The sequence below is a fragment of the Actinocrispum wychmicini genome (genome assembly GCF_004345645.1).
GTDB classification, from domain to species: Bacteria; Actinomycetota; Actinomycetes; order Mycobacteriales; family Pseudonocardiaceae; genus Kibdelosporangium; species Kibdelosporangium wychmicini.
In genome coordinates, this window is sequence record NZ_SLWS01000002.1 from 693,148 (window position 1) to 717,699 (window position 24,552).

The 24,552-nt window shown below is 69.5% G+C and carries 26 protein-coding genes; 15 read left to right on the forward strand and 11 right to left on the reverse strand.

Annotation, left to right across the window (positions count from 1 at the left end):
* Positions 1 to 83: 83 nt before the first annotated feature.
* Positions 84 to 1,112, forward strand: a complete 1,029-nt coding sequence (gene moaA / locus EV192_RS11580) for a GTP 3',8-cyclase MoaA (RefSeq protein ID WP_207925986.1) — start codon at positions 84 to 86, stop codon at positions 1,110 to 1,112.
* A 3-nt stretch (positions 1,113 to 1,115) separates the two neighbouring features.
* The gene (gene moaC / locus EV192_RS11585) at positions 1,116 to 1,589 is read left to right on the forward strand and encodes a cyclic pyranopterin monophosphate synthase MoaC (RefSeq protein WP_132114220.1); all 474 of its coding nucleotides are present in this window, start codon (positions 1,116 to 1,118) and stop codon (positions 1,587 to 1,589) included.
* On the opposite strand, the gene EV192_RS11590 is transcribed toward moaC, so the two are convergent.
* The gene (locus tag EV192_RS11590; RefSeq protein ID WP_132114222.1) at positions 1,586 to 2,083 is read right to left on the reverse strand and encodes a methylated-DNA--[protein]-cysteine S-methyltransferase; all 498 of its coding nucleotides are present in this window, start codon (positions 2,081 to 2,083) and stop codon (positions 1,586 to 1,588) included. The two genes, moaC and EV192_RS11590, sit on opposite strands and share 4 nt — an antisense overlap.
* 59 nt (positions 2,084 to 2,142) lie before the next feature.
* Positions 2,143 to 3,396: an MFS transporter gene (locus tag EV192_RS11595; RefSeq protein WP_132114224.1), complete on the reverse strand. Its 1,254-nt coding sequence runs from the start codon at positions 3,394 to 3,396 to the stop codon at positions 2,143 to 2,145.
* Between the two features lie 330 nt (positions 3,397 to 3,726).
* On the opposite strand from EV192_RS11595, the gene EV192_RS11600 reads away from it, so the two are divergent.
* Complete coding sequence (locus EV192_RS11600; RefSeq protein WP_424923350.1) at positions 3,727 to 4,236, forward strand: DinB family protein; 510 nt, start codon at positions 3,727 to 3,729, stop codon at positions 4,234 to 4,236.
* A gap of 176 nt (positions 4,237 to 4,412) precedes the next feature.
* On the forward strand, positions 4,413 to 4,826 hold the full coding sequence (locus EV192_RS11605) for a DUF5313 family protein (protein ID WP_132114228.1): 414 nt from the start codon (positions 4,413 to 4,415) through the stop codon (positions 4,824 to 4,826).
* Between the two features lie 6 nt (positions 4,827 to 4,832).
* Here the strand turns inward: EV192_RS11605 and EV192_RS11610 are convergent, their stop codons facing one another.
* Entirely contained in the window at positions 4,833 to 5,234 is a 402-nt protein-coding gene (locus EV192_RS11610) for a nuclear transport factor 2 family protein (protein WP_165960339.1), read from the reverse strand.
* 110 nt (positions 5,235 to 5,344) lie between these two features.
* Between EV192_RS11610 and EV192_RS11615 the strand changes: the two genes are divergently transcribed.
* The 6 genes from EV192_RS11615 to EV192_RS11640 all read left to right on the forward strand — a co-directional run bounded on the left by EV192_RS11615 (position 5,345) and on the right by EV192_RS11640 (position 10,950).
* Complete coding sequence (locus EV192_RS11615) at positions 5,345 to 5,896, forward strand: HdeD family acid-resistance protein (protein WP_132114232.1); 552 nt, start codon at positions 5,345 to 5,347, stop codon at positions 5,894 to 5,896.
* Between the two features lie 69 nt (positions 5,897 to 5,965).
* Positions 5,966 to 6,979 (forward strand): DUF7847 domain-containing protein, encoded by a 1,014-nt coding sequence (locus tag EV192_RS11620; protein ID WP_132114234.1) that lies wholly within the window; start codon positions 5,966 to 5,968, stop codon positions 6,977 to 6,979.
* Positions 6,979 to 7,569, forward strand: coding sequence for a DUF4129 domain-containing protein (locus EV192_RS11625; protein ID WP_132114236.1), 591 nt, complete (start codon positions 6,979 to 6,981; stop codon positions 7,567 to 7,569). Before EV192_RS11620 ends, EV192_RS11625 begins: the two co-directional genes overlap by 1 nt.
* Positions 7,566 to 8,708 (forward strand): DUF4350 domain-containing protein, encoded by a 1,143-nt coding sequence (locus tag EV192_RS11630; protein ID WP_243726783.1) that lies wholly within the window; start codon positions 7,566 to 7,568, stop codon positions 8,706 to 8,708. Before EV192_RS11625 ends, EV192_RS11630 begins: the two co-directional genes overlap by 4 nt.
* On the forward strand, positions 8,705 to 9,658 hold the full coding sequence (locus EV192_RS11635; protein ID WP_132114238.1) for an AAA family ATPase: 954 nt from the start codon (positions 8,705 to 8,707) through the stop codon (positions 9,656 to 9,658). Before EV192_RS11630 ends, EV192_RS11635 begins: the two co-directional genes overlap by 4 nt.
* Positions 9,658 to 10,950 (forward strand): DUF58 domain-containing protein, encoded by a 1,293-nt coding sequence (locus EV192_RS11640; RefSeq protein WP_132114240.1) that lies wholly within the window; start codon positions 9,658 to 9,660, stop codon positions 10,948 to 10,950. The genes EV192_RS11635 and EV192_RS11640 overlap by 1 nt, the downstream gene beginning before the upstream one ends.
* On the opposite strand, the gene EV192_RS11645 is transcribed toward EV192_RS11640, so the two are convergent.
* Positions 10,947 to 11,954: a stage II sporulation protein M gene (locus EV192_RS11645; protein WP_132114242.1), complete on the reverse strand. Its 1,008-nt coding sequence runs from the start codon at positions 11,952 to 11,954 to the stop codon at positions 10,947 to 10,949. The genes EV192_RS11640 and EV192_RS11645 overlap by 4 nt on opposite strands.
* A 35-nt stretch (positions 11,955 to 11,989) precedes the next feature.
* Between EV192_RS11645 and EV192_RS11650 the strand changes: the two genes are divergently transcribed.
* On the forward strand, positions 11,990 to 12,811 hold the full coding sequence (locus EV192_RS11650) for an RDD family protein (protein WP_424923351.1): 822 nt from the start codon (positions 11,990 to 11,992) through the stop codon (positions 12,809 to 12,811).
* Here the strand turns inward: EV192_RS11650 and EV192_RS11655 are convergent.
* Positions 12,808 to 13,650: an AraC family transcriptional regulator gene (locus EV192_RS11655; RefSeq protein WP_132114246.1), complete on the reverse strand. Its 843-nt coding sequence runs from the start codon at positions 13,648 to 13,650 to the stop codon at positions 12,808 to 12,810. The genes EV192_RS11650 and EV192_RS11655 overlap by 4 nt on opposite strands.
* Positions 13,651 to 13,740: 90 nt before the next feature.
* Between EV192_RS11655 and EV192_RS11660 the strand changes: the two genes are divergently transcribed.
* Positions 13,741 to 14,550: an NAD(P)H-binding protein gene (locus tag EV192_RS11660; protein ID WP_132114248.1), complete on the forward strand. Its 810-nt coding sequence runs from the start codon at positions 13,741 to 13,743 to the stop codon at positions 14,548 to 14,550.
* Here EV192_RS11660 and EV192_RS11665 read toward each other — a convergent pair.
* Genes EV192_RS11665 through EV192_RS11685 form a run of 5 tightly spaced genes read right to left on the reverse strand, consistent with a single transcriptional unit; the run spans position 14,547 to position 18,724 of the window.
* Complete coding sequence (locus EV192_RS11665) at positions 14,547 to 15,170, reverse strand: sensor histidine kinase (RefSeq protein ID WP_132114250.1); 624 nt, start codon at positions 15,168 to 15,170, stop codon at positions 14,547 to 14,549. The two genes, EV192_RS11660 and EV192_RS11665, sit on opposite strands and share 4 nt — an antisense overlap.
* Positions 15,170 to 15,817 carry a response regulator gene (locus EV192_RS11670; protein WP_132114252.1) on the reverse strand — a complete coding sequence of 216 codons (648 nt, stop codon included), beginning with the start codon at positions 15,815 to 15,817 and terminating at the stop codon, positions 15,170 to 15,172. The genes EV192_RS11665 and EV192_RS11670 overlap by 1 nt, the downstream gene beginning before the upstream one ends.
* Before the next feature lie 54 nt (positions 15,818 to 15,871).
* Positions 15,872 to 16,513 carry a response regulator transcription factor gene (locus EV192_RS11675; RefSeq protein WP_132114254.1) on the reverse strand — a complete coding sequence of 214 codons (642 nt, stop codon included), beginning with the start codon at positions 16,511 to 16,513 and terminating at the stop codon, positions 15,872 to 15,874.
* Positions 16,510 to 17,607, reverse strand: a complete 1,098-nt coding sequence (locus tag EV192_RS11680; RefSeq protein ID WP_132114256.1) for a hypothetical protein — start codon at positions 17,605 to 17,607, stop codon at positions 16,510 to 16,512. The genes EV192_RS11675 and EV192_RS11680 overlap by 4 nt, the downstream gene beginning before the upstream one ends.
* Positions 17,594 to 18,724 carry a sensor histidine kinase gene (locus EV192_RS11685; RefSeq protein ID WP_243726827.1) on the reverse strand — a complete coding sequence of 377 codons (1,131 nt, stop codon included), beginning with the start codon at positions 18,722 to 18,724 and terminating at the stop codon, positions 17,594 to 17,596. The genes EV192_RS11680 and EV192_RS11685 overlap by 14 nt, the downstream gene beginning before the upstream one ends.
* 204 nt (positions 18,725 to 18,928) lie before the next feature.
* Between EV192_RS11685 and EV192_RS11690 the strand changes: the two genes are divergently transcribed.
* From EV192_RS11690 to EV192_RS11700, 3 genes are all read left to right on the forward strand, one after another.
* Positions 18,929 to 19,138 carry a DUF397 domain-containing protein gene (locus EV192_RS11690; protein WP_243726784.1) on the forward strand — a complete coding sequence of 70 codons (210 nt, stop codon included), beginning with the start codon at positions 18,929 to 18,931 and terminating at the stop codon, positions 19,136 to 19,138.
* Between the two features lie 273 nt (positions 19,139 to 19,411).
* Positions 19,412 to 20,299, forward strand: coding sequence for a helix-turn-helix domain-containing protein (locus tag EV192_RS11695; protein WP_165960340.1), 888 nt, complete (start codon positions 19,412 to 19,414; stop codon positions 20,297 to 20,299).
* A gap of 220 nt (positions 20,300 to 20,519) precedes the next feature.
* On the forward strand, positions 20,520 to 21,719 hold the full coding sequence (locus tag EV192_RS11700) for a hypothetical protein (protein WP_132114264.1): 1,200 nt from the start codon (positions 20,520 to 20,522) through the stop codon (positions 21,717 to 21,719).
* 188 nt (positions 21,720 to 21,907) lie between these two features.
* On the opposite strand, the gene EV192_RS11705 is transcribed toward EV192_RS11700, so the two are convergent.
* Positions 21,908 to 24,502: an ATP-binding protein gene (locus EV192_RS11705; protein WP_132114266.1), complete on the reverse strand. Its 2,595-nt coding sequence runs from the start codon at positions 24,500 to 24,502 to the stop codon at positions 21,908 to 21,910.
* Between the last annotated feature and the right edge of the window lie 50 nt (positions 24,503 to 24,552).

Genomic DNA, 24,552 nt, shown 5'->3' on the forward strand with positions numbered 1-24,552 from the left:
GCGAACCTACGGTTCCGCGCCCCGGGGCGCTTGTCCGCCGGGCGGTCGGACCACGCGTGTTAGCCTCGGGTGTGGACGCGTCTGTGAGTTCGGTGCGCGACGTCTTCGACCGCCCGATGGGAGCCCTGCGGATATCCCTCACCGACCGATGCAACCTCCGCTGCAGGTACTGCATGCCGGAAGAGGAGTACGCCTGGTTGCCTCGCCAGGACCTGTTGACGTTCGAGGAGATCGAACGGATCACCGAGGTCTTCGTGTCGGTCGGGGTGGACAAGATCCGGCTGACCGGCGGTGAGCCGCTGCTCCGCCGCGACCTGCCCGAGCTGGTCCGGCGGCTGGCCGGGGTGCCGGGGGTCAAGGACCTGGCGATGACCACCAACGGCGTCCTGCTCGCCAGGCACGCCGAGCCGCTGCGCGAGGCCGGCCTGCACCGGGTGACCGTCAGCCTGGACACGCTCCGTCCGGACCGGTTCGCCGAGATGACCCGGCGCGGCACCCACGACGAAGTGCTGGCCGGGATCGCGGCGGCGGTGGCGACCGGGCTGACCGACCTGAAAATCGACACCGTGATGATGCGCGGCTACAACGACGACGAACTCGCGGACCTGATCGAGTTCGGCCGGACGGTGTCGGCCGAGGTGCGGTTCATCGAGTACATGGACGTCGGCGGCGCCACCCGCTGGCAGCCGGAAAAAGTCCTCTCCCGGGCCGAAATACTGCAGGAAATATCGTCAAGGTACGGTTCATACGAAGAAGTTCGTCGAACCGACAGTGCCCCGGCGGACCGTTTCCGACTCCCGGACGGCACGGTTTTCGGCATTATCTCGTCCACCACCCAGCCGTTCTGCGCGAGCTGTGACCGCAGCAGGCTCACCGCTGACGGAATGTGGCTGCGGTGTCTTTACGCCATCACCGGAACTGATCTGCGAACCCCATTGCGGTCCGGCGCCACCGATGACGAGTTGCGTACACTGATCACCGGAACGTGGCAGCGACGCGCGGACCGAGGCGCCGTCGACCGCCTTTCAGGGCGCGCCGACGGCCAGGTTTTCGTAAGCTTGGAAAGCCTCAAACGGGACCCACATCTCGAAATGCACACGCGCGGAGGATGAGAAATGTCCGACCTGACTCATCTCGACGAGGCCGGTCGGGCGCGAATGGTGGACGTGGGTGCCAAGCCGGTCACGAACCGGCGCGCGGTCGCCTCCGGGGTGGTGCGGATGAAGCCCGAGACGCTGGCCCTGGTCACCGCGGGTGCGGTACCCAAGGGCGACGTGCTGGCGGCGGCGCGGGTGGCCGGGATCATGGCCGCGAAGAAGACCGGTGAGCTGATCCCGCTGTGCCACCCGCTCGGTCTGGACAGTGTCACCGTGGACCTGGCCGCGTCCGGCCAGGACACCCTCCGGATCACCGCGACCGCGACCGTCACCGGCCGCACAGGAGTGGAGATGGAAGCACTCACCGCGGTGAGTGTCGCCGCCCTGACCGTCTACGACATGTGCAAGGCGGTCGACAAGGACATGACGATCGGCGACATCCGACTGGACGAGAAGTCCGGCGGCCGAAGCGGCGACTACAAGCGCACTTAGCCCAGCGCCAGCATGACGCCGTTGTGGGTGCGTTCGAAGTCGAGCAGGTGGCGTTTGCGTTCGATGCCGCCGCCGTATCCGGTGAGGTCGCCGGTGGACCCGACCACCCGGTGGCACGGCACGATGACGCTGATCGGGTTGCGGCCGTTGGCCAGGCCGACCGCCCGGCTGGCCTTCGGGTTGCCCAGCTGCTCGGCCAGTTCGCCGTAGGAAGTCGTTTCACCGTACGGAATGTCCCGCAGCGCCGCCCAGACCCGTTGCTGGAACGGGGTGCCGAGCATGGCCAGTGGCAGGTCGAACTCGGTCAGCGTGCCGGCGAAGTAGGCGTCGAGCTGCGCGCGGACCTCGTCGAAGCCGTCTTCTTCGCGGTGACCGAACGTGCTCGGGTCCGGCAGGTGCCGCTGTTTGTCCATGTAGAGGCCGGTGAGGACACCGTCGAGGGCGACCAGGGTGAGTGGACCGACCGGGCTGTCCACAGTGGTGTGCGTTCTCATGGTCCCATTCTGGCCGGCCGACCGGACCCGTGCTGGCGAGTTTCGGACATCACCCTGTGTTATGACAGTTCGTTGATCTCCTCGGACACCGGCAGTGGCAGCATCGGTTCCCGCGGCAACGGAATCGCCGGCTCGCCCGCCCCGGCCTCGACCGGTTCGGGCGCCACCGGCGCGGGCTCGACGATCACCGGCCGGGCCGCCCTGGTGCCGCACCAGAGTTGTCCACAAAGGACGACCAGGGCCATGGCCAGCGGCGCCCGCCAGCCACCGGTGACGCTGTGCAGCAGGCCGCACGCCAACGCGCCGACCCCGGCGATGACGTAGCCCAACCCCTGGACCATTCCGGACAAAGCGGTCGCCACGTCGGCGTTTCCGCCGGCCCGCACCGAGATCGTGGTCAACGCCATGGCCAGCCCGCCCATGCCGATCCCCAGCATGCTCGACCACAGCCACGGCAGCGTCGCGGGCAGCACCAGCAGGCCGACGATGCCGACCGCGTTCGACACCACCAGTCCGGTCACCACGAGTGACTGGAACCGGCCGCGGTGCACCAGGAACGGCACCAGCCACATCATCGGCAGGCCCATCGCCATCGACAGGGCCAGGCAGAACCCGGCGTCGCTGGACGATATCCCGGCATCCCGCAGGATTCCCGGCAACCAGCCCATGACCAGGAACGTCAGGGTCGAGACGAGTCCGAAGTAGACAGTCAGATGCCACGACACGGCCGAGGAGAACAGTCGCCGGGGCGACAGCGAGCGGGCCGCGAACACGACGCCGGACTGCGGCGCGCTCTGCCAAAGGTGGACGGTGACCGCGGCGAGCAACGCCCAGAACGCCAGGGCGAACTGCCACGAGAAAGCGCTGACCAGCGCGGGTGTGACCAGCGCGCCGACCGTGCTGCCGGTGCCCAGCGCCAGCGTGAACGCCGCGCGCGTACGGGACGACGATGACTGGACCAACACCGGGAGGACAGTGCCGATCACCGCGATCGCCAGGCACGCCAACGCGGTTCCGACCAGCAACAACACCGGACCACCCTGGACTCGCAGGGTGAGCGACAGTCCCAACAGAATCAGCGCCCACGTGACCGCGCGGTACATGCCCCACCGGGACCGCAGCCACGGCGTCAGCCAACCGCCCAAACCGCTTGCCCACAAAGGCATCGCGACGAGCACCGCACCGATCGCGGCGGTCATCCCCGGCCGCGCCGAGATGTCCCCGAGAGCGGCTCCGAGGCTGGTCACGGCCGGTCTGAGATTGAGGCCAAGCACGAAGACGACACCGACACCGACAGATTCTGAGCGGTCCATCGTCTCCCCCTTCCGCAGTGGGGTGGGCTCGACCGCGGGATCTTTTGGATCCTCGGCCGATGAAGGGAAAAGAGTGCCTTACCAGCCCCTGAAAACCCGCAATTGATAGAGCGGAGTCTTCAAATCGAACAAAGGCGGTGTCACCGGTCCCCAACTCAGACTCATCATGGGAGCCTCCCTCGTGGCGCAGACAGTGGGCTCCCCGCGAACCGCACCGGCACAACCGCCTACGCAAAAGAGTCGCCGCTGTCGGGGGTACGGTCAATCGCCCTTTTGGGCGTGTCGTAGGCTAAGCCCATGTCGAACACCAGTTCTAAGGAAACCGCTGAAGTGCAGAAACGTGAGTGGCCTGAACAAGCAGCCACCAGTGAACTGCGTCTTGACGAAGAGTTCCTGACTTTCCTGCGCATCACGGCTGTGCACAAAGTGGCCGGATTGGACCGGTCCAAAGCGGTCGCCACGCCATGGCCGACCTCGCCGAAGATGAGCGCGCTCGGCGTGATCCAACACCTCACGGCGGTCGAACGCTGGTGGTTCTCCAAGGTCGGCGGCGGCTCGGACCTGCCGGTGCTCTACTGGGACGACCCCGAGCCGGACACCGACTTCATGATCGCGCCGGACACCACGCCCGCGTCCGCCGTCGCGGCATACCAAGCGGAATGGGACCTGTCCCGGGCCGCGGTCGCCGGAATGGCCGCGTCCGACCTCGCGAAACTGCGGCACCGCGACGAGGACCGGACCATCCGCTGGATTTATACCCACTTGATCCAGGAGACAGCGCGACATGTCGGCCATCTGGACGTGCTCCGCGAGTTCGCGGACGGCGAGCGCGGCGAATAATGGGCCGTTTCGGTGGAACAATGACCGTCAGATCGTTACCTGACACCGTGGCGGTCAATTGTTCGGTGTGATCCACGGCATCCCAGCGGCCCCCGGCCGTGCACCGGCCGTGACCGGCGGGGTGTACTGGACGCGGGCACGATGAATGTGTCGGTTGCCGGCGGAGGTGGTACCCCATGGCGGTGAAGCGGCCGAACCCCCTGTGGTGGCTGTGGTACGCGTTCGGCGGGAAGCTGCCCAACCGGTACCGCGAATGGGTCCTGCACGACGCGACGGCGCCCACGTGGCTGGTCCGGCACGTGCTGCGCCGCCTGGTGTTCATGGCGCCCATCCTGAGCCTGCTGTACCTGCTGCTCGCCGTGATCCTGGGCTACGACGTGACGATCGTCCTGCTCGGGCTGGGGCTGGGGATCTACGCGGGTGTCTACTACGCGTTGATCTTCTCGACGCACAGTGTCGACACCCGCGTGACCCGCCACGGCTACCCGGACGACTACGCCTCCCAGGTCCGCCGGGCCCTCAAACAGGCCGAGCGGGAAGCCAAAGCCGCCGAGTACAACCGGCATTGGCGGCAGGAAGGCGAAACCTGACCTCGGCTACTCCATGAGCGTCGCGAACGCGGCGTGGTTGTGGAAGTCCACCGAGTGCACGATCCGACCGTCGCGGACCCGGATCACCAACAGGTTCGCGCCCGTGACCGTCTTCCCGCCTTCCTTCGCGGTCAGTGTGCTGTCGTACTGCATGATCACGACCTCGGGATCGTCGGTCTGGTAGATCACCTCGGCGGACCACGACATCTCGAACGGCCGGGTCGGCGCGCTCAGGAACCGCTCGTGCAACGCGGCCCGCCCTTCGGTGCGCATCGGCTGGGGCAGCGCGAACGGGTGCTCCACCACGGCGTTCTCGTCATACAGCTCGGAAAGCTCGGCCCACGACCGGTTCCGGAACCGCTTCGACAAGCTCTCCGCGACCTCGCGCGGGCTGGCTGGCTGGGACATGCCTGCTCCCCTGGTAGACGGAATCATCATTCCGGTACGACTATACGGAATTCCGATTCCGGTTGTCCACCGGTCGCGCGAACCCGGCAGTGGTCCGAGAATGGGTAGCCATGAGCGATCCCGTAGTCGTGCTCGACCCTCGTCGCGCGTGGGGCCTTGTGGTGCTGCGCGGCGTCATGGCCCTGCTGTTCGGCCTGTTCTCGCTGATCTGGCCGGAGATCACTGTGCTGGCGTTCGCCCTGCTGTTCGGGATCTACGCGCTCGCCGACGGCATCGGCCTGCTGATGGACGCGTTCCGCAACCCGGACAAGTCCAACCGGGGCATCCGGATCGCCGGCGGCGTGCTCGGCATCGTCGCCGGGATCCTGGCGATCGCCTGGCCCGGACTGACCGTGCTGGCCCTGGCGGTGATCATCGGCGTGTGGGCGATCATCACCGGCTTCACCGAGATGGCCGCGGCCTTCCGGCTGCGCAAGCAGATCGAGAACGAGATCCTGCTCGGCCTGGCCGGCCTGGTGTCGGTGATCTTCGGCGTGGTCGTGCTGGCCTGGCCGCTCGCCGGGGCGGTCACGATCGCCGCGATCATCGGCATCTTCGCGCTGGTGTACGGCGTCGTCCTGATCGGACTCGGCATCCGGCTGCGCACACTGGTGCGTGCCTGACAACACGATTGCGGCTGCCCCTAAGGTGAAGCCCATTGACCAGGGACTCCACCCAGGGGGGACGCCAACGTGAGTGACAGCAACGACTGGTCCGCGCCGGACCAGGAGTCCCAACGACCGCAGGATCCCCTGCCGCAGTACCCGATGGCCCCGCCCCCGCCGCAGCAGTACTACGGGCCGAGGTATGTGCCCAAGCCCGGCGTGATCCCGCTGCGCCCGTTGGGTCTCGGCGAGATCCTGGACGGCGCGGTCACCACGATCCGCACGTACCCCAAGCAGATGCTCGGTGTGTCCGCGCTCGTGGAGACGGTGTCGGCGCTGCTGTCCCTCGGCGTGCTGCTGTACGTGCGGTTCCAGACCGACCTGTTGGTGGTCCGGCTGCCGGCGGACCAGTACGACGTTCAGGCCAACCTGGACGCGGCGTTCGACGCCTTCCGGGCGACGCTGGTGGTGGCCATCCCGGCACTGGTGATCGCGGTACTGGCCCGCGCGTTCCTCACCGGGTTCCTCACCGTCGTGGTCGGCAAGGCCGTCCTCGGCCAGTCGGTCTCGTTCAGCGAGACGTGGCAGCACGTGAAGCCCCGCGTCGGCGCCCTGCTCGGCGCCAGCGTCCTGTACACGCTGATGGTGGTCGGCGCCTCGTTCGGCTTCCTCGTCCCCGGGATCTGGCTGTACGTCCTGTTCAGCCTGACCAGCACCGCGCTGATCCTGGAAGGCGCCAAGGTCGGCGGCGCCTTCGGCCGCTCCCGGGACCTGGTCAGCGGGGCGTGGTGGCGCACGTGCGGCATCCTGCTGCTGGCGACCATCCTCGCCGCCATCCTGTCGTACATCATCGAACTGCCGGTCAACCTGCTGTCCGGCGGCCTGTACAACCTGACCGGCACCGGGCCCGTCCCGGACCTGGGCCTGGCGATCCTGCTCAACGCGGTCGCGGGGATCCTCGCGGGCACACTCACCCAGCCGTTCGTCTCGGGCGTGACCACGCTGGTCTACATCGACCGCCGGATGCGCCGGGAAGGCATGGACATCGAGCTGACCAGGCAGGCCGGCATCACCCCGCCCGGCCCGGCCCAGCCGGCCTGATGAGCGACACCCCGGTCGACGTCGGCCGCGACGCGGCCCGAGACGCGGCAACGCGTGAACTGTCCGACCCGGCGTACCACCAGGCCGCGCCGTCCTGGATAGACCGCGCGCTGCGTTGGCTGGTCGCGCGGCTGATGGAGCTGCTGAACGCGGTCAACCAGTTCGTGCCTGGCGGGTTCCTCGGGCTGATCATCATCATCGCGGTCATCGTGGTGATCAGGACCCGCGCCGGGCGGATGACCCGGACCGCGAGCGGTGCCGTGTTCGCCGGAAAGCGGTTGTCCGCGTCGGATCACCGCCGTGCCGCCGAGGAAGCCGTCGCCCGGGGCGACCTGGCCGAGGCGGTCCGCGAACGGTTCCGGGCGATCGCGCGTGGGCTTGAGGAACGCGGTGTGCTCGACGAGCGTTCCGGCCGGACCGTCGACGAACTGGCCCGCGAGGCCGGTGCCAGGATTCCCCCGCACGCGACGGCTTTGCGGTCGGCGGCGCTGATGTTCGACGACGTCTGGTACGGCGGCCACCCGGCCACCCTCGCGGGCTACCACGAGCTGGTGGATCTCGACCTGGCCCTGGACGGCGTGCGCGCATGACGTCAACGGCATCGATGCTCGACCCTGCAAGCAGGTCTTCGGTCTTGGACCCGAGCGCCCGCCGGATCTGGCGTTCGGCCCGTGGCCCGGTCATCGTCGGCGCGATCGTGATCGCCGCGGCCATCGTCATCATGTTGCTGAGCGGGTCGAACAAGGCCGGTTCGCTGGAGCCGGAGTCCGTCACGCCGGACGGCAGCCGCGCGATCGCCCGGCTCCTCAAGGACTACCGGGTTCAAGTGTCCCGTGTGGACACTGTGGCCGGGGCCGCGGCGGCCGTGTCCGGCGACACCACGCTGCTGGTCGCCCGACCGGACTGGGTCCCGCCGGACCGGCTGGCGGACCTGGTCGGCGCGGCCGGTCACAGTGTCCTGGTCGGCCCCCAGGGCGAGGCGCTGCGCAAGGTGCTGTCCGGCGTCGACGTGCGCGCCACAGTGACTGTCCAGACCCGCGAGCCCGAATGCGCGTTCGACGCCGCCAGGACGGCCGGGAACGCGCGGATCGGCGGCGTCTCGTACCACGGGCCCACCACGTGCTACGGCGGCACGCTCGTGTCGGCGGGCAAGATCACCGTCCTCGGCGACGGGACACCGCTGACCAACGACGTTCTCGACGAGGACGGCAACGCCGCGCTCGCCCTGCACCTGCTGGGCCCGCATCCGCGCGTGGTCTGGTACATGCCGAGCCTGTCCGAGGCGGCCGGCCAGCAGGGCTCGCGGAGCTTCTTCGACCTGGTGCCGGGTGGCTGGAAGTACGGCCTGATCATGGCCGCGATCGCGGTCGTCCTGCTGGCGTTGTGGCGCGGCCGCAGGCTGGGACCGGTGGTCACCGAGCCGCTGCCGATCGTCGTCCGCGCCGCGGAGACCACCGAAGGCCGCGCCCGGCTGTACCGCCGCGCCCGCGCCACCGACCACGCCGCCACCGCGCTGCGGCAGGCCACCGTCGGCCGTCTGCTGCCCATGCTCGGCCTCGCCGTGGACGCCTCCCCGGCAGCCGTCGTCGAGCGGGTCGCCGAACGCACCGGCCGGCCCGGACCCGAGATCCACCCGGTCCTGTACGGGCCGCCGCCATCGACCGAGCAAGCCCTTGTCCATTTGGCCAACGCCTTGGACAACCTGACCAACGAGGTCCGAACGAAATGACGGAGAACTCCCGCGCGGCGCTCGTCGCGTTGCGTGCCGAGGTCGGCAAGGCGGTCGTCGGCAACGACGCCGCGGTCACCGGCCTGATCATCGCCTTGCTGTGCCGCGGGCACGTGCTCATCGAAGGTGTCCCCGGGGTGGCCAAGACGCTGCTGGTGCGGGCGTTGGCCGGCGCGCTCGACCTCAAGTGCACGCGGATCCAGTTCACCCCGGACCTGATGCCCGGGGACGTCACCGGCTCGATCGTGTACGACCCGCACAAGGCCGACTTCGCGTTCCGCGAGGGCCCGGTGTTCACGTCGCTGCTGATCGCGGACGAGATCAACCGGACGCCGCCGAAGACCCAGTCGGCGCTGCTGGAGGCGATGGAGGAACGCCAGGTCTCGATCGACGGCACCGGCCGGCCGCTGCCGGATCCGTTCATCGTGGTCGCCACCCAGAACCCGGTCGAGTACGAAGGCACGTACCCATTGCCAGAGGCACAGCTGGACCGGTTCCTGCTCAAGCTGACCATGCCGACGCCGAACCGAGACGACGAGATCGGCATCCTCACCCGGCACGCGCACGGCTTCGACCCGCGTGACCTCGCCGGCGCCGGCATCCGGCCGGTCGCGGGCCGCGCGGACCTGGACGCCGGACGCGCGGCTGTACGGTCGTTGACCGTGCACGAGAACGTCATCGGCTATGTCGTGGACATCTGCCGTGCGACGCGGAACTCTCCTGCGATCCGTCTTGGCGTATCCCCGCGTGGTGCGACGGCGTTGCTGGCCGCCGCGCGTGCGTGGGCGTGGCTGTCCGGCCGCGAGTACGTGACACCCGACGACGTGAAAGCGTTGGCACGGCCCGCTTTGCGGCACCGGCTGGAGCTGCGGCCCGAGGCCGAACTGGAAGGCACGACAGCGGACGGCGTGCTGGACGGTGTGCTGGCGGCCGTGCCGGTTCCCCGCTGATGGCACTCACCGGCCGCGCGGGCCTGCTCGCCCTCGTCGGCGCCCTGGTCGTCGGGTTCCTCGTGCCGTCGTGGGCCGGGATCGGCCTGGTCACCTTGGCGATCCTGGCGCTGGTGCTGGTCGACCTGGCGCTCGCCGGGTCCGTGCGCGGGCTCGTGTTCTCCCGTGGTGGCACCAAGTTGGTACGTCTCGGGGAACAGGCCGAAGTGACGTTGACGATCAACAACCCGGGTCGCGCGCGGGTCCATGGGCTCCTGCGCGACGCGTGGCCGCCGAGCGCGGGCGCGTCCGATCGGCACCGCGTGGACATCGCCGGCAACGGGCGGCAGACCGTGACGACCGTGATGCGCCCGACTCGACGCGGAGACCGCATGGCGTACCGCGTGACCGTCCGTGCCGTGGGACCGCTTGGTGTGGCCGCACGGCAGGGATCACATTCCGTGCCGTGGACCGTGCGGGTGCTGCCGCCGTTCGCCAGCCGACGGCACCTGCCCGCGCGGCTGGCCCGGCTGCGGGAGATGGACGGCCGGCTGCGTAGCCTGGTTCGTGGCCAGGGCACCGAGTTCGACTCGCTTCGGTCCTATGTGGTCGGTGACGACGTCCGGTCGATCGACTGGCGGGCCACGGCCCGTTCGCCCGAGGTGATGGTCCGCACGTGGCGTCCGGAACGTGACCGCCACCTGATCCTGGTGCTGGACACCGGTCGCACGTCCGCCGGGCGCGTCGGCGACATTCCCCGCCTGGACGCGTCGATGGACGCTGCCCTGCTGCTCGCCGCGCTCGCGTCCCGCGCGGGCGACCGGGTCGACCTGATCGCGTACGACCGCACGGTCCGCGCGAGTGTGCAGGGGATGTCCGCGTCGGAGTTGTTGCCGGCGTTGGTGAACGCCATGGCCAGGCTGGAACCCGCGTTGGTCGAGTCGGACGCCCGCGGTGTCACCGCCGAGGTGCTCCGCCGCACCCGTCGCCGGTCGCTGGTGGTGTTGTTGACCGCACTGGACCCGGATCCGTTGGAACAAGGGTTGTTGCCGGTGCTGCGGACGTTGACGTCGCGGCATCTGGTGCTGCTGGCCAGCGTCGCCGACCCGCGGATCGCTGAGATGGCCACCGCCCGCGGCGACGCGGAAGCCGTGTTCGACAGTGCGGCGGCCGAACGTGCCCGCCAGGAACGCCAGCACATGGCGGCGTGGCTGCGTCGCCTCGGCGTCGAAGTCGTCGACGCCACGCCGGACGAACTGGCGCCGGCCCTCGCGGACATGTACCTCGCCCTGAAGGCCGCCGGCCGCCTCTAGACCGCGGTCGGCAGCGTGTCCTCCGCGTAGCGCGCGTCCACGTCGCCCGTCTCGCCCATCCGCGCGGCACGACGGCCGACGACGAACACGTACGCCAGGAACAACAACTCCGCCAATACCCCGATCCCGACGCGAGCCCAGGTAGGCAGACCGGATGGCGTCACGAACGCTTCGATCGCCCCGGAGACGGCCAGCACGCACACCAGCCCGAGCGCGACCGCGACGACCGAACGCCCTTCCGCGGCCAACGCTTCCGCGCGCGTCCGGCCGCGTGGGTCGATCACCGTCCACCCGAGCCGCAGTCCGATTCCCGACGCGACGAACACCGCTGTGAGCTCAAGCAGTCCATGCGGGGCAAGCAGACCAAGGAACACGTCGCCCCGGCCGGCGGCCGTCATCAGGCCGATGCCCACGCCGAGGTTCAGCGCGTTCCCCCACAGCAGGAACACCACCGGGACGCCCAGTAGGACACCGAGCAGCAGGCACCCCGCGGCGATCCACGCGTTGTTGGTCCACACCTCGGCCGCGAACGAGCCCGCGGGATTGCTGGAGTAGTACGCCTCGTACGCGCCGCCCGGCTTCGTCATCTGCTGGATCTGTTCAGGTGCGGCGATGCTGCCCTGCACGTCCGTGTTCGTCGCCACCCAGACCGCGATCAGGCCCGACACCGCGAGGAACGCCAGCGCGGTGGGCACCCACCATCGTCCACCCAGGTACAGCGCGGCCGGCAGGCGGCGCGCGAAGAACAGCCCGAACTCACGCCACGCGGGACTGTCGGTCCCGGTGATCGCCGACCGGGCCCTGGCCACCAACGTCGACAACCTGGCGACGAGCGCCGGATCGGGCGCCTCGGTCCGCACGATCGACAGGTGGGTGGCGGCCCGCTGGTAGAGGCGCACCAACTCGTCGGCCTCCGGCCCGCGCACCCGCCCAGCGTGCTGGGCCAGCTGGCCCAGCCGGTCCCATTCGGCGCGATGCGCCGCCACGAACACGTCGACGTCCACGCCCCGTACTATTCCGCATTGACCAGGGGGTGCACGTGTCAGATCTCGTCAGCGGCGAAGCCGTCGTCCTGGAGCTGCGGGTGGCGCGGGTCGCCAGCCGCGGCCTCGCCATGGCGTTGGACGTGCTGATCCAGGGCTTCACCCTGTGGATCACGCTGCTGCTGCTGATCCTCGGCGGCCTGATCGGCTTCGACTCGGCCCTGAGCGCGGCGGTCACCCTGCTCACCATCGTGCTCGTGGTGGTCGGCTACCCGGTGATCATGGAGACGCTCACCCGGGGCCGGACGGTCGGCAAGATCGCGCTGGGCCTGCGGGTGGTCCGCGTCGACGGCGGCCCGATCCGGTTCCGCCAGGCCCTGGTCCGCGGCCTGGCCGGGTTCTTCGTGGACTTCTGGGCACTGGGCGTGCTCGGCGCGGTCGCGGTGATCGTGTCGATGTCGTCGAAGAAGGGCCAGCGCGTGGGCGACATGCTCGCCGGCACCCTGGTGATCCGGGAACGGGTGCCCGAGCAGCGCGTGCCGTACGTGGTGATGCCGCCACCGCTCGCCGCCTGGGCGTCGGAACTGCACGTGGCCGCCCTGCCCAACGACCTCGCCCTGGCCGTCCGCCAGTACCTCGGCCGGGTGCACGAACTGCGCTACGAAGCCGCCGCCTCGCTGGGCTATCGGCTCGCCGTGGACGTCAGCAACCACCTGGGCGCGCCGATCCCGCCCGGTGTTCCACCGTACGACTACCTCATCGCTGTGCTGGCCGAGCGACGCAACCGTGAGATGTCCCAACAGATGCAGCCGCCGCCCGTGGCAGCGCCGCCCCCACAGGAGTTCGGCCCGGACTCACCGTTCGCGCCGCCAAGTTAGGCCGTCGAGCACACGGCTACGTGGTCGCGGTATTCGCTGGGGCTCATCCCGTGGAACCGTTTGAAGGCGGCGCTGAAGCCGAACGCGTCCGCGTATCCGACCTGGCGCGCAACCGTGGCGATGGTCGCGGCGGACTCGGTCAGCAGGTCGGCGGCCAACGTCATCCGCCAGTCGGTCAGGTACGTCAACGGCGGCTCACCCACGAGCTTGCCGAACCGATGCGCCAGCGTCGTCCGCGAAACTCCGGCTTCACGGGCCAACGTGACCAGCGTCCACGGCTTGTCCGGCGCGGTGTGCATGGCCCTGAGCACCGGGCCGATCGCGTCGTCGCTCAACGCGTGCAGCCAGCCGGGCGCGACGACCTCCGGCTGGTCGAACCACGTGCGCAGGGTGCACACCACCAGCCAGTCGAGCAGGCGGTCCTGGGCCTGCCCCGACGGCGCGGCGGCGACGTGCGAGTCCAGGAAGGCGAGCAGCGGAGTGCAGTCCTCGGCGCACGGCACCACGAGGACGGGTGGCAGCACGCCCAGCAGCCGCTGCGCCACCTTGCCCCGCAGTTGATAGCTTCCGACCAGGAGCACCGCGCGGTCGTCCGGCGCTGCGCCCGGCTTGTCGGTGACGACGATCGGGCTGGGTCCGCGCGCGATCACCGTGTCCCCTACCTGCACCGGTTTCTCGTCGCCGCCGTGGGTAAGCAACGCCTCGCCTCGCAGCGGGGTGAGCATGGTCAGCGACGCTTCGTCGTCGAACCGCAGCGTCCACGGCGGCGACAGTTCCGTCCGGCCGAAGCGGACACCGTCGGCGCGGACACCCCGGAGCAGATCGTCGAACGGGTCCATGTCCTTCACGATAGCGATCCGGACGAATGGACATGGTCCGCGGACTTCGGGCCATGTCCGGACCTGGCCGGTGGCGGTTGACTCAGTGCCATGATCTTGGTTCTTGGAGCGACAGGCAAAACCGGACGGCGACTGGTGCGGACCCTGCGGGCGGCGGGCGAGCCGGTCCGGGCCGCGTCCCGGTCGGGCGAGGTGCGGTTCGACTGGACGGACCCGGACACGTGGCCGGCGGTACTGGCCGGGGTGTCCGCCGTCTACCTGGTGGCCCCGGACGACCCGGCGCCGATCCCGGACTTCGTCAAGCAGGCGGTCCAGGCGGGGGTCGGCCGGTTCGTGGCGCTGTCCGCACGCGGGCTGGACCACATTTCCGAAGGTGCTTTCCAGGGCATGGCCACCGCGGAACGGGCCGTGCGCGACTCCGGTGTGCAGTGGACGATCATCCGCCCGAACAACTTCAGCCAGAACTTCAGCGAGGACCTGTGGCACGCCACACTGCGGTCCGGCCGGCTGGCGCTCCCGACGGGTGCCGTGCCCGAGCCGTTCATCGACGCCCAGGACATCGCTGACGTCGCCGCTGTCCTGCTGACCTCGGACGGCCACCACGAGCAGGTGTACGACATCTCCGGACCGCAGGCGTTCACCTTCGGCGAGGCGGTGGCGACGATCGCCAAGGCAGCCGGCCGAGAGATCGACTACGTGGAGCTGACACCGGCGGAGTACCAGGCCGAACTGCGGGCCGCAGGCGTGCCTGAGGCGTTCGTCAGCGAACTGGACGCGTTGTTCACCGTGTTGCGCGCCGGACACAACGCGAAGCCCGCCGACGGCGTCCGGCAGGTGCTCGGCCGCGATCCGGTGGACTTCGCCGGCTACGTCTCGAAAGCAGTGGATGCCTGGACCTAACGCGGCACCCAGATGGTGACGCGGGTTCCGCCGCCCGGCTTGGACACGACGTCGGCGTGGCCGCCGACCTGGCCGACCCGGGCGATGATCGACTCCTTGATGCCGAACCCGCGCGGCCGTTCGGCCATGTCGAAGCCGACGCCGTGGTCCCGGGTGGTCACCGCGATGCCGCCGTCGCGTTCCTCCACCCGGACCGTCACCTGCTTGGTCCCGCCGTGCTTCAACGTGTTGCGCAACGCTTCCCGCGTCGCGTCCCGTACGGCGATCCGGCGGGCGTCCGGCAACATGTCGTCGACGTCCGCCGAGACCAGCGTGGCGCGCAAGCCCTCACGTGCCAAGTCGGCGGTCAGGACATTGAGGTCGTCCACCAGGCGGCCACCGCGCGGTTCCTCGATGCCACGGCGCAAGGCAGTCGCCTGAGCCCTCGCGATGTTGCGGAACTCCGCCAAGTCAGCGGAGTCCGTGGGCCTGCGCAACGCCATGGCTTCCAGCGCCTGCAGAACCGTGTCGTGGATGTACCGGTTGAAAACGACCTGTGCCTGTGACCGCCCGCGACGGATGCCGACGACGTACGCGGCCACCACACCCACGGCCAGCACGGCGATGATCGCGATCTCCATCAGGCCGGCACGCGCCCGTACGTGACTCCCATCTCGATCGCGTACCGGGTCAACTCCGGCCGGCGACGCTGGCCGGTCTTGTCCCGGATCCGGTCGAGGTAGGACCGCACGGTCCGGATGCTGATCGCGAGGGTCTCCGCGATGTCCTGGTCACGTTCGCCGGCGGCGACCAGCGACAGCACCTGACGCTCCCGTGTGGACAGTTCGATGGCCGGGCTGGCCCGGTCGGCGAACGCGTCCAGCACATGCGACGCCAACATCGGGCTCATGTACGTGTTGCCCTCGGCGACCAAGTAGACCGCGTGCAGGATCTCGTCCGCCTCACAGTCCTTGGAGAGGTAACCACTCGCGCCGGCGGCCATCGCACCGAGCACCTCGGCCTGGTCGGAGTGCGCGGACAGCACCAGAACCCGGTACCCCATGCCCACCACCTCCATTACCGCGGACGACCCCATCAGCCCAGGCAGCCGCAGGTCGAGCAGCACCACACCACCGCCGTCGTCGCGCCTGCGCGCGGCGAACTGGGCCACCGAACCGGCGACAGTGCCCAACTCGATCCCGGACGCGTCAGCCAGCAACCCGGCAACCGCGTCGCGGTACAGCGGATGATCTTCGATCACCCCGACTGGGATCCCACTGGTAGCCATACCCCCAAGCTAAGCCAGCCCCACCCACCTCGATGACAGCTAATCAACCCCCACTCACAGTTCGTCGACACTCACGATGCCGTCCTGGATGGCGCGGGCGACCAGGGCGGCTTTTGTGGGAGCCTCGCGGCCGACGTTCGCGTACTTCACCCGGACCCGGTCCAGGTAGCCGTTCACCGTGCTCACGGTCAGGCCCAGTTTCTGGGCCACCATCTCCTTGGACTCACAGTGGAACCACTCCAGCAGCACGTCGACCTGGCGGGGTGTCAGCTTCGGCCGGTTGGCGCGGGTGTCCGTGCCCAACGCCCCGGACAGGGCGGGCGGGGTGTACGGCTGGTTGTGCGCGGCGGCTTCGATCGCGGCGACCAGGTGCTCGTCGCCCTCGGCTTTCGTCAGGTAGGTGAACGCGCCGATGTCCAGGCAGGTCAGCGCGGTGTCCCTGTCCTCGCGCATGGTGTACACCACCACCTGCCGGCCGGCGTCGACCAGGCGTTTCAGGTCCCCGTAGGCCGGGCCGGTGATGTCCAGTTGCAGGTCGAGGACGACGACGTCGGCGCGGTCGCCGGGTTCGAGCCAGGCCACGGCCACGGTCGGCCCGTAGTCCAGCACCTCGATGGGTGGGTCGGCGGTCTGGCACCACGCGCGGATGCCGGCGACCACCGCTGGATGGTCGTCCACCACCACAACGCTCGTCATGGGCGGCCCTTCCACGTCGCGGTCACCCACAGCCGGTCGCCGTTGACCACTGTGGACGTCGTGATCTCGTCGTTCTCCACCATCGGCACGTCCCGTGGGGCCGCCTGAGCCACGACGCTGACGGTCACGTCGCCGTCCGAGCCCACGACTGTGAGCCGCACGTCGCCGCGGGCCGTCGCGAGGACGGCGACCGCGGGCTCGGTGAGCATGCGGCGGATCGGTGTGGGCACCGGCGGCCGGTCACCGCGTTGCGAGAACCGCACCGACACCCCGTTTCGCTCAGCCAGTCCGACGCACGCCATCAGCTCGTCCACCAGCGGGTCCGGTCCTACCGTCGCATCGCCGAACAGCCGCCGCATCCGGGCCGCCTCGATCGCGCACGCCCGCCGGACCGCCTCGTCTCCCGGATCCAGGTCCCCGGATCCCAGCCCACGCAACAGCGGCGCGGTCGTGTCGGCCAATGCCGCGTACCGGTCCTTACGATCGGAGTGCAGCTGGTCGGCGACGGCTTCTGTGGTTCGCACGCTTTCCTCCTCGCCCGCCACCCGCGCCACCGACAACGCCACCGCGCGCAACGCGTTCGCGAACAGCACGACCGCCACCTCGAACGCGGAGGTGATGACCGTCGTGTTCACGACCCCGGCGAACGTCACGTCGACCGGCCCGTCCACAAGCGCCAGCACGTACGCCGGGACGTAGTGGGCGGCGAGCAGGCCGGCGAACCGTCCTGGCCGTTGGTCCAAGCTCAACAGCACCAGCGAATAGCCGACGACCTCGTCGGACCAGTGCGCGGTACCCAGCCGGTCGGCGGACGCGACCGTCACTGTCCCCGCGACCGACGCCGCGAGCACGAGCGCGATCAACGGCCACCGCCACCGCTGCACCACGTCGTCCCGCCACGCCACCAACGGAACGAAGGTGAGCACCGCCATCACGGCCACCTGGACCGCCGCCGGCCGGTAGGTGTCCCAGTTGCCCAGCAGCTTCGGCAGTTCCAGTCCGTACAGGACGACGAGCGCGATCCCGGCCGCGCTCCAGCGCATGCCCTGCATGTACCGGGCGGCGACCTCCCTGGCGTGGTCAGGCTGGCTCATGGGGCCACTCCAACCGGATCTCGGTGCCTTCGCCCGGCGCGCTGGTGATGTCCGCACGGCCGCCCATCCGTGTCATCCGTTCGGTGATCGACGCGGTCAGGCCGTAGCCGTGCCCGTTGATCCGGGTCGGGTCGAATCCCCTGCCGTGATCCCGAACGCTGACCGCCACGAGCTCCCCGTTGTCGACGACCGCGACCTCCGCGGCGTCCACACCGGCGTGCCGCACGACGTTCGTCAACGCCTCCCGCAAGCCACGGCACAACGCGATCGCCACCACAGCCGGCAAAGTCACGTTCGCCGGCAGTCGCCAGTCGACGCGCAGGGGAACGTGTTCGACGGCATGCCGCAGCATCGGAACCAGGTCGACCTCGCCGTCCACCGGGTCGGTCTGGCCGCTGATCACGTCGAGATCCCGAACGGCCTGGTGGGACAGCCACGCCTCCGGTTTGGCGGCGACACCCGCGCCCACCATCAGCAGCGTGGCCGACGCCGTGTCATGCAACGCCGCCAGGTACTCCCGTTCGTCCGCGCGCCGCGCGGTGGCCACGGCGGCCTCGCGACGGACCTGCGCCCCACGCGCGAACTCCCTGTCAGCCCGTCGTCCACCGCGCCTGACCAACAAATACAACCCACGGCCAAGCGCCGCCTCCACGGCGACCCATGACCCGATGGGCACGGCGAACGTCCAGTCCTGCACCTTCGCCAGCACGGCCCCTGTCAGATACGCGACGAGCACAACGACCGTCGCCACCGCGCCGAGCAACACCGGCGCGTGGAACTGATACGCGACAACGATGATCGACGCCGCCGCGAGCACCCAGCTGACGCGGTCCACACGCATCCCCGGCACGGCCGTCCACACCTGCGCCAGACACACCCCTGCCACCACGACCAGATCGACGGGCATCAGCCACGGCCGGCGCCGCCGGATCATGCCGTACGTGAAGACCAGGTTCCACCCGACGAAGCCGACGATCACCACCGCGGCCATAGCCGGCTGCCGCGCGGTCGTCGTCACCAGTGTGACCAGGCTCGACACCGCGACCACGGCACAGCGGATCATCACGGCATACCGCAGCCCCACCCGGTCGAGCTCGCGTTCCGCCGGACCCGTCATGGCCACCCGCTCATCCTAGTGATCCGGTGAAAGATCCACGTGTTCGGCTTTCGTTGGGGTGGAAGTGATCTCACCCCGCTCGGCGGTACTGACCACGGCGTCGGATACCTAGGCTAAGTATCCGGACCGGGGCGGGAGTTCGCGCGTTCGCGCGCGTCGATGGGGCTTCCCTGCGCTCTGCCGGTCCCGATGGGAGGGCATGAAGTGGGACAGCAAGCGCAACCACATGTCGTCGAGATCGAGCCGGCCGGCCTTATCTGGGTCAAGAGCTCCGCCAGCAGCAGTAGCAGCAGTTCGTGCGTGGAGGTGGCCCGAACGGCGGCGACGATCCTGGTCCGCGACTCCCGCGACCGCCAAGGACCACGGCTGGCCTTCCCGTCCGCCAGCTGGAAACTGCTGGTCGACCAGCGATAACACACTCACCGGCGATGCTTCCCGGCGCGATCGCGGCGGGAAGCATCGCTGAACTGCGCCCACTCGCGGGATGACTGCTCGCACTGCGACACGTCACCACGCGCCGGGTCACTATGCGCCGGGTCACAGTCTGACGGTCCGCGTTCTGCACATCGCGAGTCGAGACGTAACTTTTCGACAGTCGGCGGCATGCCATTTGGTTTCTCGACTGCTATCATTGTGCCACGTGGCAGATTGACACCACCCTCAAGCAACCCGACGAGAGAGAGCACCATGAGCCAGGGGGCGAACCCCGTGATCCAGAAGCGCAGGCTGCGCTCGGAATTGCGGCAGATCCGGGAGGACGCGGGCATGTTCCAGAAGGACGTCGCCGACGCCCTCGAGTGGTCCGTGTCCAAGCTGATCCGCATCGAGACCGGCGCGGTGGGCATCTCCAAGACGGATCTCATCGCCCTCCTGCAGCACTACGGCGTCACGGACCGCAAGCGCGTCGACGAACTGATCGAGGTGTCCAGGAGCAGCCGCCAGAACGCCTGGTGGGACAAGTACCGCGAACACCATCCCCCGCAGTTCCTCACGTTCCTGGGCTTCGAGGCGTCGGCCAAGGTGCTGCGGCAGTTCCAGGTACTGACCCTGCCCGGCCTGCTACAGACGCGGGAGTACGCCCGCGCGATGATCGAGATCAGTCCGACCACGCCCGAGCAGACCAGCATGGGCGTGGACCTGCGGCTCGAGCGGCAGCGGCTGCTGCAGGTGACGGACGACCCGCCCAAGCTGTTCTTCATCGTCGACGAGGCCGTCCTGCGCCGCCAGGTCGGCGGCCCCGAGGTGATGCGCGCCCAGTTGGAGCGGCTGAAGGAGCTCAACCACCGGCCGAACATCAGCATCCAGGTGGCCCGGTTCGGCATCGGCGCGTACATCGGCATGCGTGGCGCGTTCACCGTGTTCGAGTTTCCCTACGAGGACGAGGACTACGCCGTCCTGCTGGAGTACTCCCACCGCGACGAGCTTGTCCCGAACGACCCGGAGCAGGCCGCCGAGTTCGTCGAGATCTTCTACGAACTGGAGTCCGTCTCGTCGCCGAAGTCCGACACCGACCGGATCATCGACGATGTCCTCGCCACTTTCCCGAGTGACGAACCCGCACCCGCACATATGTGAATAACTTTCACGTACGGCCATGAGAAAGCGGACGACCCCTGCCCACCAGAGGCCGTCCGCAACAACTGACAACAACCGCCCCACGTCCAAGTGAAGGATGGTTGCCCGACATGTGTACCCCATGTGGCCACCCCGACGCAGCACCTACCCGCCAGGTTCACCCCAAAGACGCCCCGGTCTTCCCGGTGCCATGGGTACCTCTCGACCTGCGAGCGGCGTCGTGAAGGAGCCTGCCCAACCACAGCCCGGCAGGTGGCAGACGCTGCCCGCCGAAGTGACCGTCGCGGCCGTCGTGCACACGCCGGTGAGCATGATGCGCATGCTCGACTACGCCGCCCTGCTCGAGCCGGACCCCCGGGTCCGGTTGGAATGGACCATCGCGCCCGACCGGTTCAACACCGGCACCGAACAGCTGCTGGAGAAGCAACGGGTGTCGGTCGTGCCCTGGGCGCAAGCCCTGGAACGGCCCTACGACCTGGCGCTGACCACCAGCCTGCACCAGGTCGAGTTCCTGCAGGCCAAACGGAAGTTCGCCGCGCCGCACGGGTGCGGCTACGGCAAGCGGTACCCGAGCTGGGCCTGGCCGGCGCACGAGAACCCGCCGGTCTACGGCCTGGACCGAGAGTCCCTGCTGGACCGCGACGGCCGGCCGGTGTTCGACAGCGTGCTGCTGCCGCACCTGGCCGACCTGGCCGTGCTGATCCAGCAGTGCCCCGAGGTCGCGCACACCGCGATCGTCGGCGGCGACCTGGCCTTCGACCGGCTGATGGCGGCCGGGGCCTACCGCGAGCGCTACCGGCTCGACTTCGGCGTCCGCCGCAAGCAGACCCTGGTGGCACTGGGCAGCACGTGGGGCGGCGAGTCGCTGCTCGCCAAGTTCCGGGACCTGCCGAACCGGCTGCTGACCGAGCTGTCCGCGGACCACAAGATGATCATGACGATGCACCCGGCCGCGTGGTACGAACACGGCCCGCGGCAGATCAGGGCCTGGATGCGGGACGCCAACGAGGCCGGCCTCGACTTCATCGGCCCCGGCGTCGACTGGCGCCCGCTGCTGGCGGCCGCGGACGTCTTCATCGGCGACCACACCTCGTTGACCTCGTACGCCGCCGCGGCCGGCGTGCCAGTCCTGCTCAGCCACTACTCACCCGACGAGATCGCGCCGACGTCCCTGATCGCCGAACTGGCCGAGGTCTGCCCGCGGCTGACCGACGAGCCTCTGCCCGACCAGCTGGCCATGGCCCGCCAAACCCGGGACGCCCAACAGAACGTCGCGCTGGCCAGGATCTCCGCGCACCCGGGGCGATCCGCCCTCGTCGTGCGGAAGGCGCTGTACCGCCTCATCGGACTGCCGGAACCCGACCTGCCCCCGCGGGTCGACCCGATGGCCCGGACCGAACTCGACCTGCCCGACTACTAGTGGTTACGACCGGAGGTTCGTTGGGGGTATTCGGCGGATCCAGGTTTCCGCTGGGCGTGCGGCCGGAAGGTTCTCGTACCGGGTTGTACTTGGGCCTTTCGGCCGTGCGGCCAGCGGGAAGCTGGGCCGTCGAGACCCCCGACGAACTTCCGGTCGTGACCACTAGTGTCCCGCGGGACACTGAGGACTCACGCGGGCCCCAGCGCGGCGAGCTGGGCCCGCACCCGGTCGACCCCGGGGTTGCCCAGTTCGGTCAGCATCTCCTCGGTCCGCTGGTAGAACCGCCGGGCCTCGGCGCGTTCGCCCGTCCGCTCGTGCAGCTCCCCCAACGCCCACAACGCGTCCGCCTCACCGAGCGGCGACTCCACGTCCCGCATGGCCATCAGCGTCGCCTCAAGCAGCGCGCGGGCCGCGTCCCATTCGCCCGCGCCGGTTTCCGCGCGTCCCAAGGCAAGCATCGCCCGCGCCGAGTTGTACGGGTCGGGCGGCCGCAACGACCCCAGCTCCTCCTGGGCGTCGCGCAGGTACGGGACGGCTTCGACGAACCGGCCCGACTCGATCAGCGCGCGGCCGATGCTGATCAGCGCCAGGCCGGAACTCCGCTGTTCGCCGACGTCCCGGTAGCCCGCGAGGGCCCGGGTGAAGTGCTCGATCGCGAGTTCGGCGCGGCCCTGGTCGAGGTAGGCGAACCCGAACCGTTCGGTCGAGCTGGCCATCCGATGCCGTTCCCCGAGCTCCCGCCAGATCTCGGCGGCCTTGCCCATGTGCGCCAACGCTTCCTCGTTGCGGCCCAACGCGTGGAACAGCAGCCCCAGCCGGTCCTGCGCCTCGGCCTCGGCGGCCCGGTCCGGCCCGTCCTGGGTGGCCTCGACCGCGAGCAGGTCGAACTGCATCCAGTCGTGGTAGTGCGTGCGGAACAGGAAAAGGCCCCACATGGCGTCGGCCAGCTGCCACGTCATCGCGGGCATCCCGTATTCGAACGCGACGCGCGCGGCGGTGAACAGGTTGACGCGCTCCCGGTCCAGCCAGTCCAACGCGTCCGCGTGGCCGTCGAACCGGGCCGGCTCGACCGGCACGTACTCGATGTCCCGGCGCAGCCCACGGCGATGCGGGGTGACCATTCGGCCGGCTGCGGTGGCGCTGTCCAGGTACCAGTCCAGGATCCGGCGCACACCTGACCGGCCGTCCTCCTGCTCGGCGAGTTCGGCCGCGTGCAGCCGGATCAGGTCGTGGAACTTGTACCGGTCCTCCCGTACCTCTTCGAGCAGGTTGGCGGTCAGCAGTTCGTCCACGAGGTAGTCGCACTCCGCCCGGGGGGCGCCGAGGACGGCGGCCGCGACCCGGATGTCGAAGTCGGGACCGGGATGCAGCCCGAGCAGCCGGTAGAGCCGGGCCGCCGGTGGGGAAAGCGCCTGGTAGGACACGTCGAACACCGCCTTGACAGAGAGATCGTCACCAAAACTGAGCCGGGCCAGCCGCCGCCGTTCGTCCACCAGGTCGGCCACCACCTTCTCCACAGTCCATTTAGGACGAGAGACGAGCCGGGCCGCGGCCACGCACAACGCGATGGGCAGCCCGCCGCACAACGCCACCAGTTCCCGCGCGGACTCGGGTTCGGCCTTGATCCGCACCCCGCCGATGGCCTTGGACAGCAACTCCACGCCGTCGCCCACACCGAGCCGCTCGACCGCGACGAACCGCGCGCCCTCGGCGATCAACCCGCCCAACTGGGTCCGGCTGGTCGCGACCGTGACACTCGCCGCCGACGCGGGCAGCAACGCGCGCACCTGGTCGGCCGAGGCGACGTTGTCGAGCAGCACCAGGAACCGCCGGCCCGCGGTGAGCGACCGGAACATCGTCGCCTGCTCGTCCGGGTCCACCGGAACCCGTTGCGGCGCAACCCCCAACGCCCGCAGGAAGCGGCCGAACACCTCGGCCAGCGCCACCGGCCGGCCCGGTCCGCCGAGGTCGGCGTAGAACTGGCCGCCGTCGTACCGGGACCGGACGCGGTGCGCCCAGTGCAACGCGAACGCGGTCTTGCCCACCCCGGGCGGGCCGACCAGCACCACCAGCCGCCCGGTCCGGCCGACCTGGTCCAGCGTCCGCAGTTCCCGTTTCCGGTTGACGAAAGTGGCCATCGCCGGCCGCAACTGGCGCGGCGAGTCGCTTTCCGGGGTGGCCGACCGCTCGATCACCGGCGGTGTGGACGTCCCCGGCAGATGGATCCACGCGTGCAGCCGGCTCTTCTTCACCTGCACGGACACCGGGTGGTAGGTGGAGGGGTCGATGCCGCGGTACCGATGGCGCACGATCCCGTCGTAGATCGAATCGGACACGATCGCGGCGAGCGGAACCGGTGAGTGCCGCAGCGCTCCCTTGAGTTCCTCCGCGTCGAGAAGCCGGAACGCCACGATGACATCGGTGCCGGACAAGCCGTGCTCGTCCCGGCCGACCTCACCGGCGTGCAGCGCGAGCCGCAGCCGGATCCGTTCGGACAGCCGCGCGTCCCGGTTGTAGTCGACGAGCGCGGCGTTGAGGTTGCCGAGCAACGGATCCAGCAGCAGCACCTTGGACACGTCCGGCGGAACGATGACGATGGCCCCGTCGCCGCGGTCCTCGTGGGTGCACGCGTCCCAGGGCACTCCGGCCGCGGCGAAGGCTCCTTCGACCAGGCGGTAGATCCCGGCACGCACCGCGGTCATCGCGTTGTCGTCCCGGTAGGGATCACTGAACCCCTCGACGTCGAAGGCGAGGACGGACTGGTGCGTCGGGTACTGCCGCATAGCGTCCCCTCGCCCGGATCGGTGGCCAGCCCTCTAGAACTACCACCGTA

Excerpts from the sequence above, each read along its gene's own strand:
- EV192_RS11610 (WP_165960339.1), bottom strand. The coding sequence starts at position 5,234 with ATGTCCCAGCCAGCCAGCCCGCGCGAGGTCGCGGAGAGCTTGTCGAAG.
- EV192_RS11615 (WP_132114232.1), top strand. The coding sequence starts at position 5,345 with ATGAGCGATCCCGTAGTCGTGCTCGACCCTCGTCGCGCGTGGGGCCTT.
- EV192_RS11630 (WP_243726783.1), top strand. The coding sequence starts at position 7,566 with ATGACGTCAACGGCATCGATGCTCGACCCTGCAAGCAGGTCTTCGGTC.
- EV192_RS11680 (WP_132114256.1), bottom strand. The coding sequence starts at position 17,607 with ATGAGCCAGCCTGACCACGCCAGGGAGGTCGCCGCCCGGTACATGCAG.
- EV192_RS11665 (WP_132114250.1), bottom strand. The coding sequence starts at position 15,170 with ATGGAGATCGCGATCATCGCCGTGCTGGCCGTGGGTGTGGTGGCCGCG.
- EV192_RS11695 (WP_165960340.1), top strand. The coding sequence starts at position 19,412 with ATGAGCCAGGGGGCGAACCCCGTGATCCAGAAGCGCAGGCTGCGCTCG.
- EV192_RS11595 (WP_132114224.1), bottom strand. The coding sequence starts at position 3,396 with ATGGACCGCTCAGAATCTGTCGGTGTCGGTGTCGTCTTCGTGCTTGGC.
- EV192_RS11660 (WP_132114248.1), top strand. The coding sequence starts at position 13,741 with ATGATCTTGGTTCTTGGAGCGACAGGCAAAACCGGACGGCGACTGGTG.
- EV192_RS11675 (WP_132114254.1), bottom strand. The coding sequence starts at position 16,513 with ATGACGAGCGTTGTGGTGGTGGACGACCATCCAGCGGTGGTCGCCGGC.
- moaC (WP_132114220.1), top strand. The coding sequence starts at position 1,116 with ATGTCCGACCTGACTCATCTCGACGAGGCCGGTCGGGCGCGAATGGTG.
- EV192_RS11655 (WP_132114246.1), bottom strand. The coding sequence starts at position 13,650 with ATGGACCCGTTCGACGATCTGCTCCGGGGTGTCCGCGCCGACGGTGTC.
- EV192_RS11685 (WP_243726827.1), bottom strand. The coding sequence starts at position 18,724 with ATGACGGGTCCGGCGGAACGCGAGCTCGACCGGGTGGGGCTGCGGTAT.
- EV192_RS11635 (WP_132114238.1), top strand. The coding sequence starts at position 8,705 with ATGACGGAGAACTCCCGCGCGGCGCTCGTCGCGTTGCGTGCCGAGGTC.
- EV192_RS11670 (WP_132114252.1), bottom strand. The coding sequence starts at position 15,817 with ATGGCTACCAGTGGGATCCCAGTCGGGGTGATCGAAGATCATCCGCTG.
- EV192_RS11640 (WP_132114240.1), top strand. The coding sequence starts at position 9,658 with ATGGCACTCACCGGCCGCGCGGGCCTGCTCGCCCTCGTCGGCGCCCTG.
- EV192_RS11605 (WP_132114228.1), top strand. The coding sequence starts at position 4,413 with ATGGCGGTGAAGCGGCCGAACCCCCTGTGGTGGCTGTGGTACGCGTTC.
- EV192_RS11590 (WP_132114222.1), bottom strand. The coding sequence starts at position 2,083 with ATGAGAACGCACACCACTGTGGACAGCCCGGTCGGTCCACTCACCCTG.
- EV192_RS11705 (WP_132114266.1), bottom strand. The coding sequence starts at position 24,502 with ATGCGGCAGTACCCGACGCACCAGTCCGTCCTCGCCTTCGACGTCGAG.
- EV192_RS11625 (WP_132114236.1), top strand. The coding sequence starts at position 6,979 with ATGAGCGACACCCCGGTCGACGTCGGCCGCGACGCGGCCCGAGACGCG.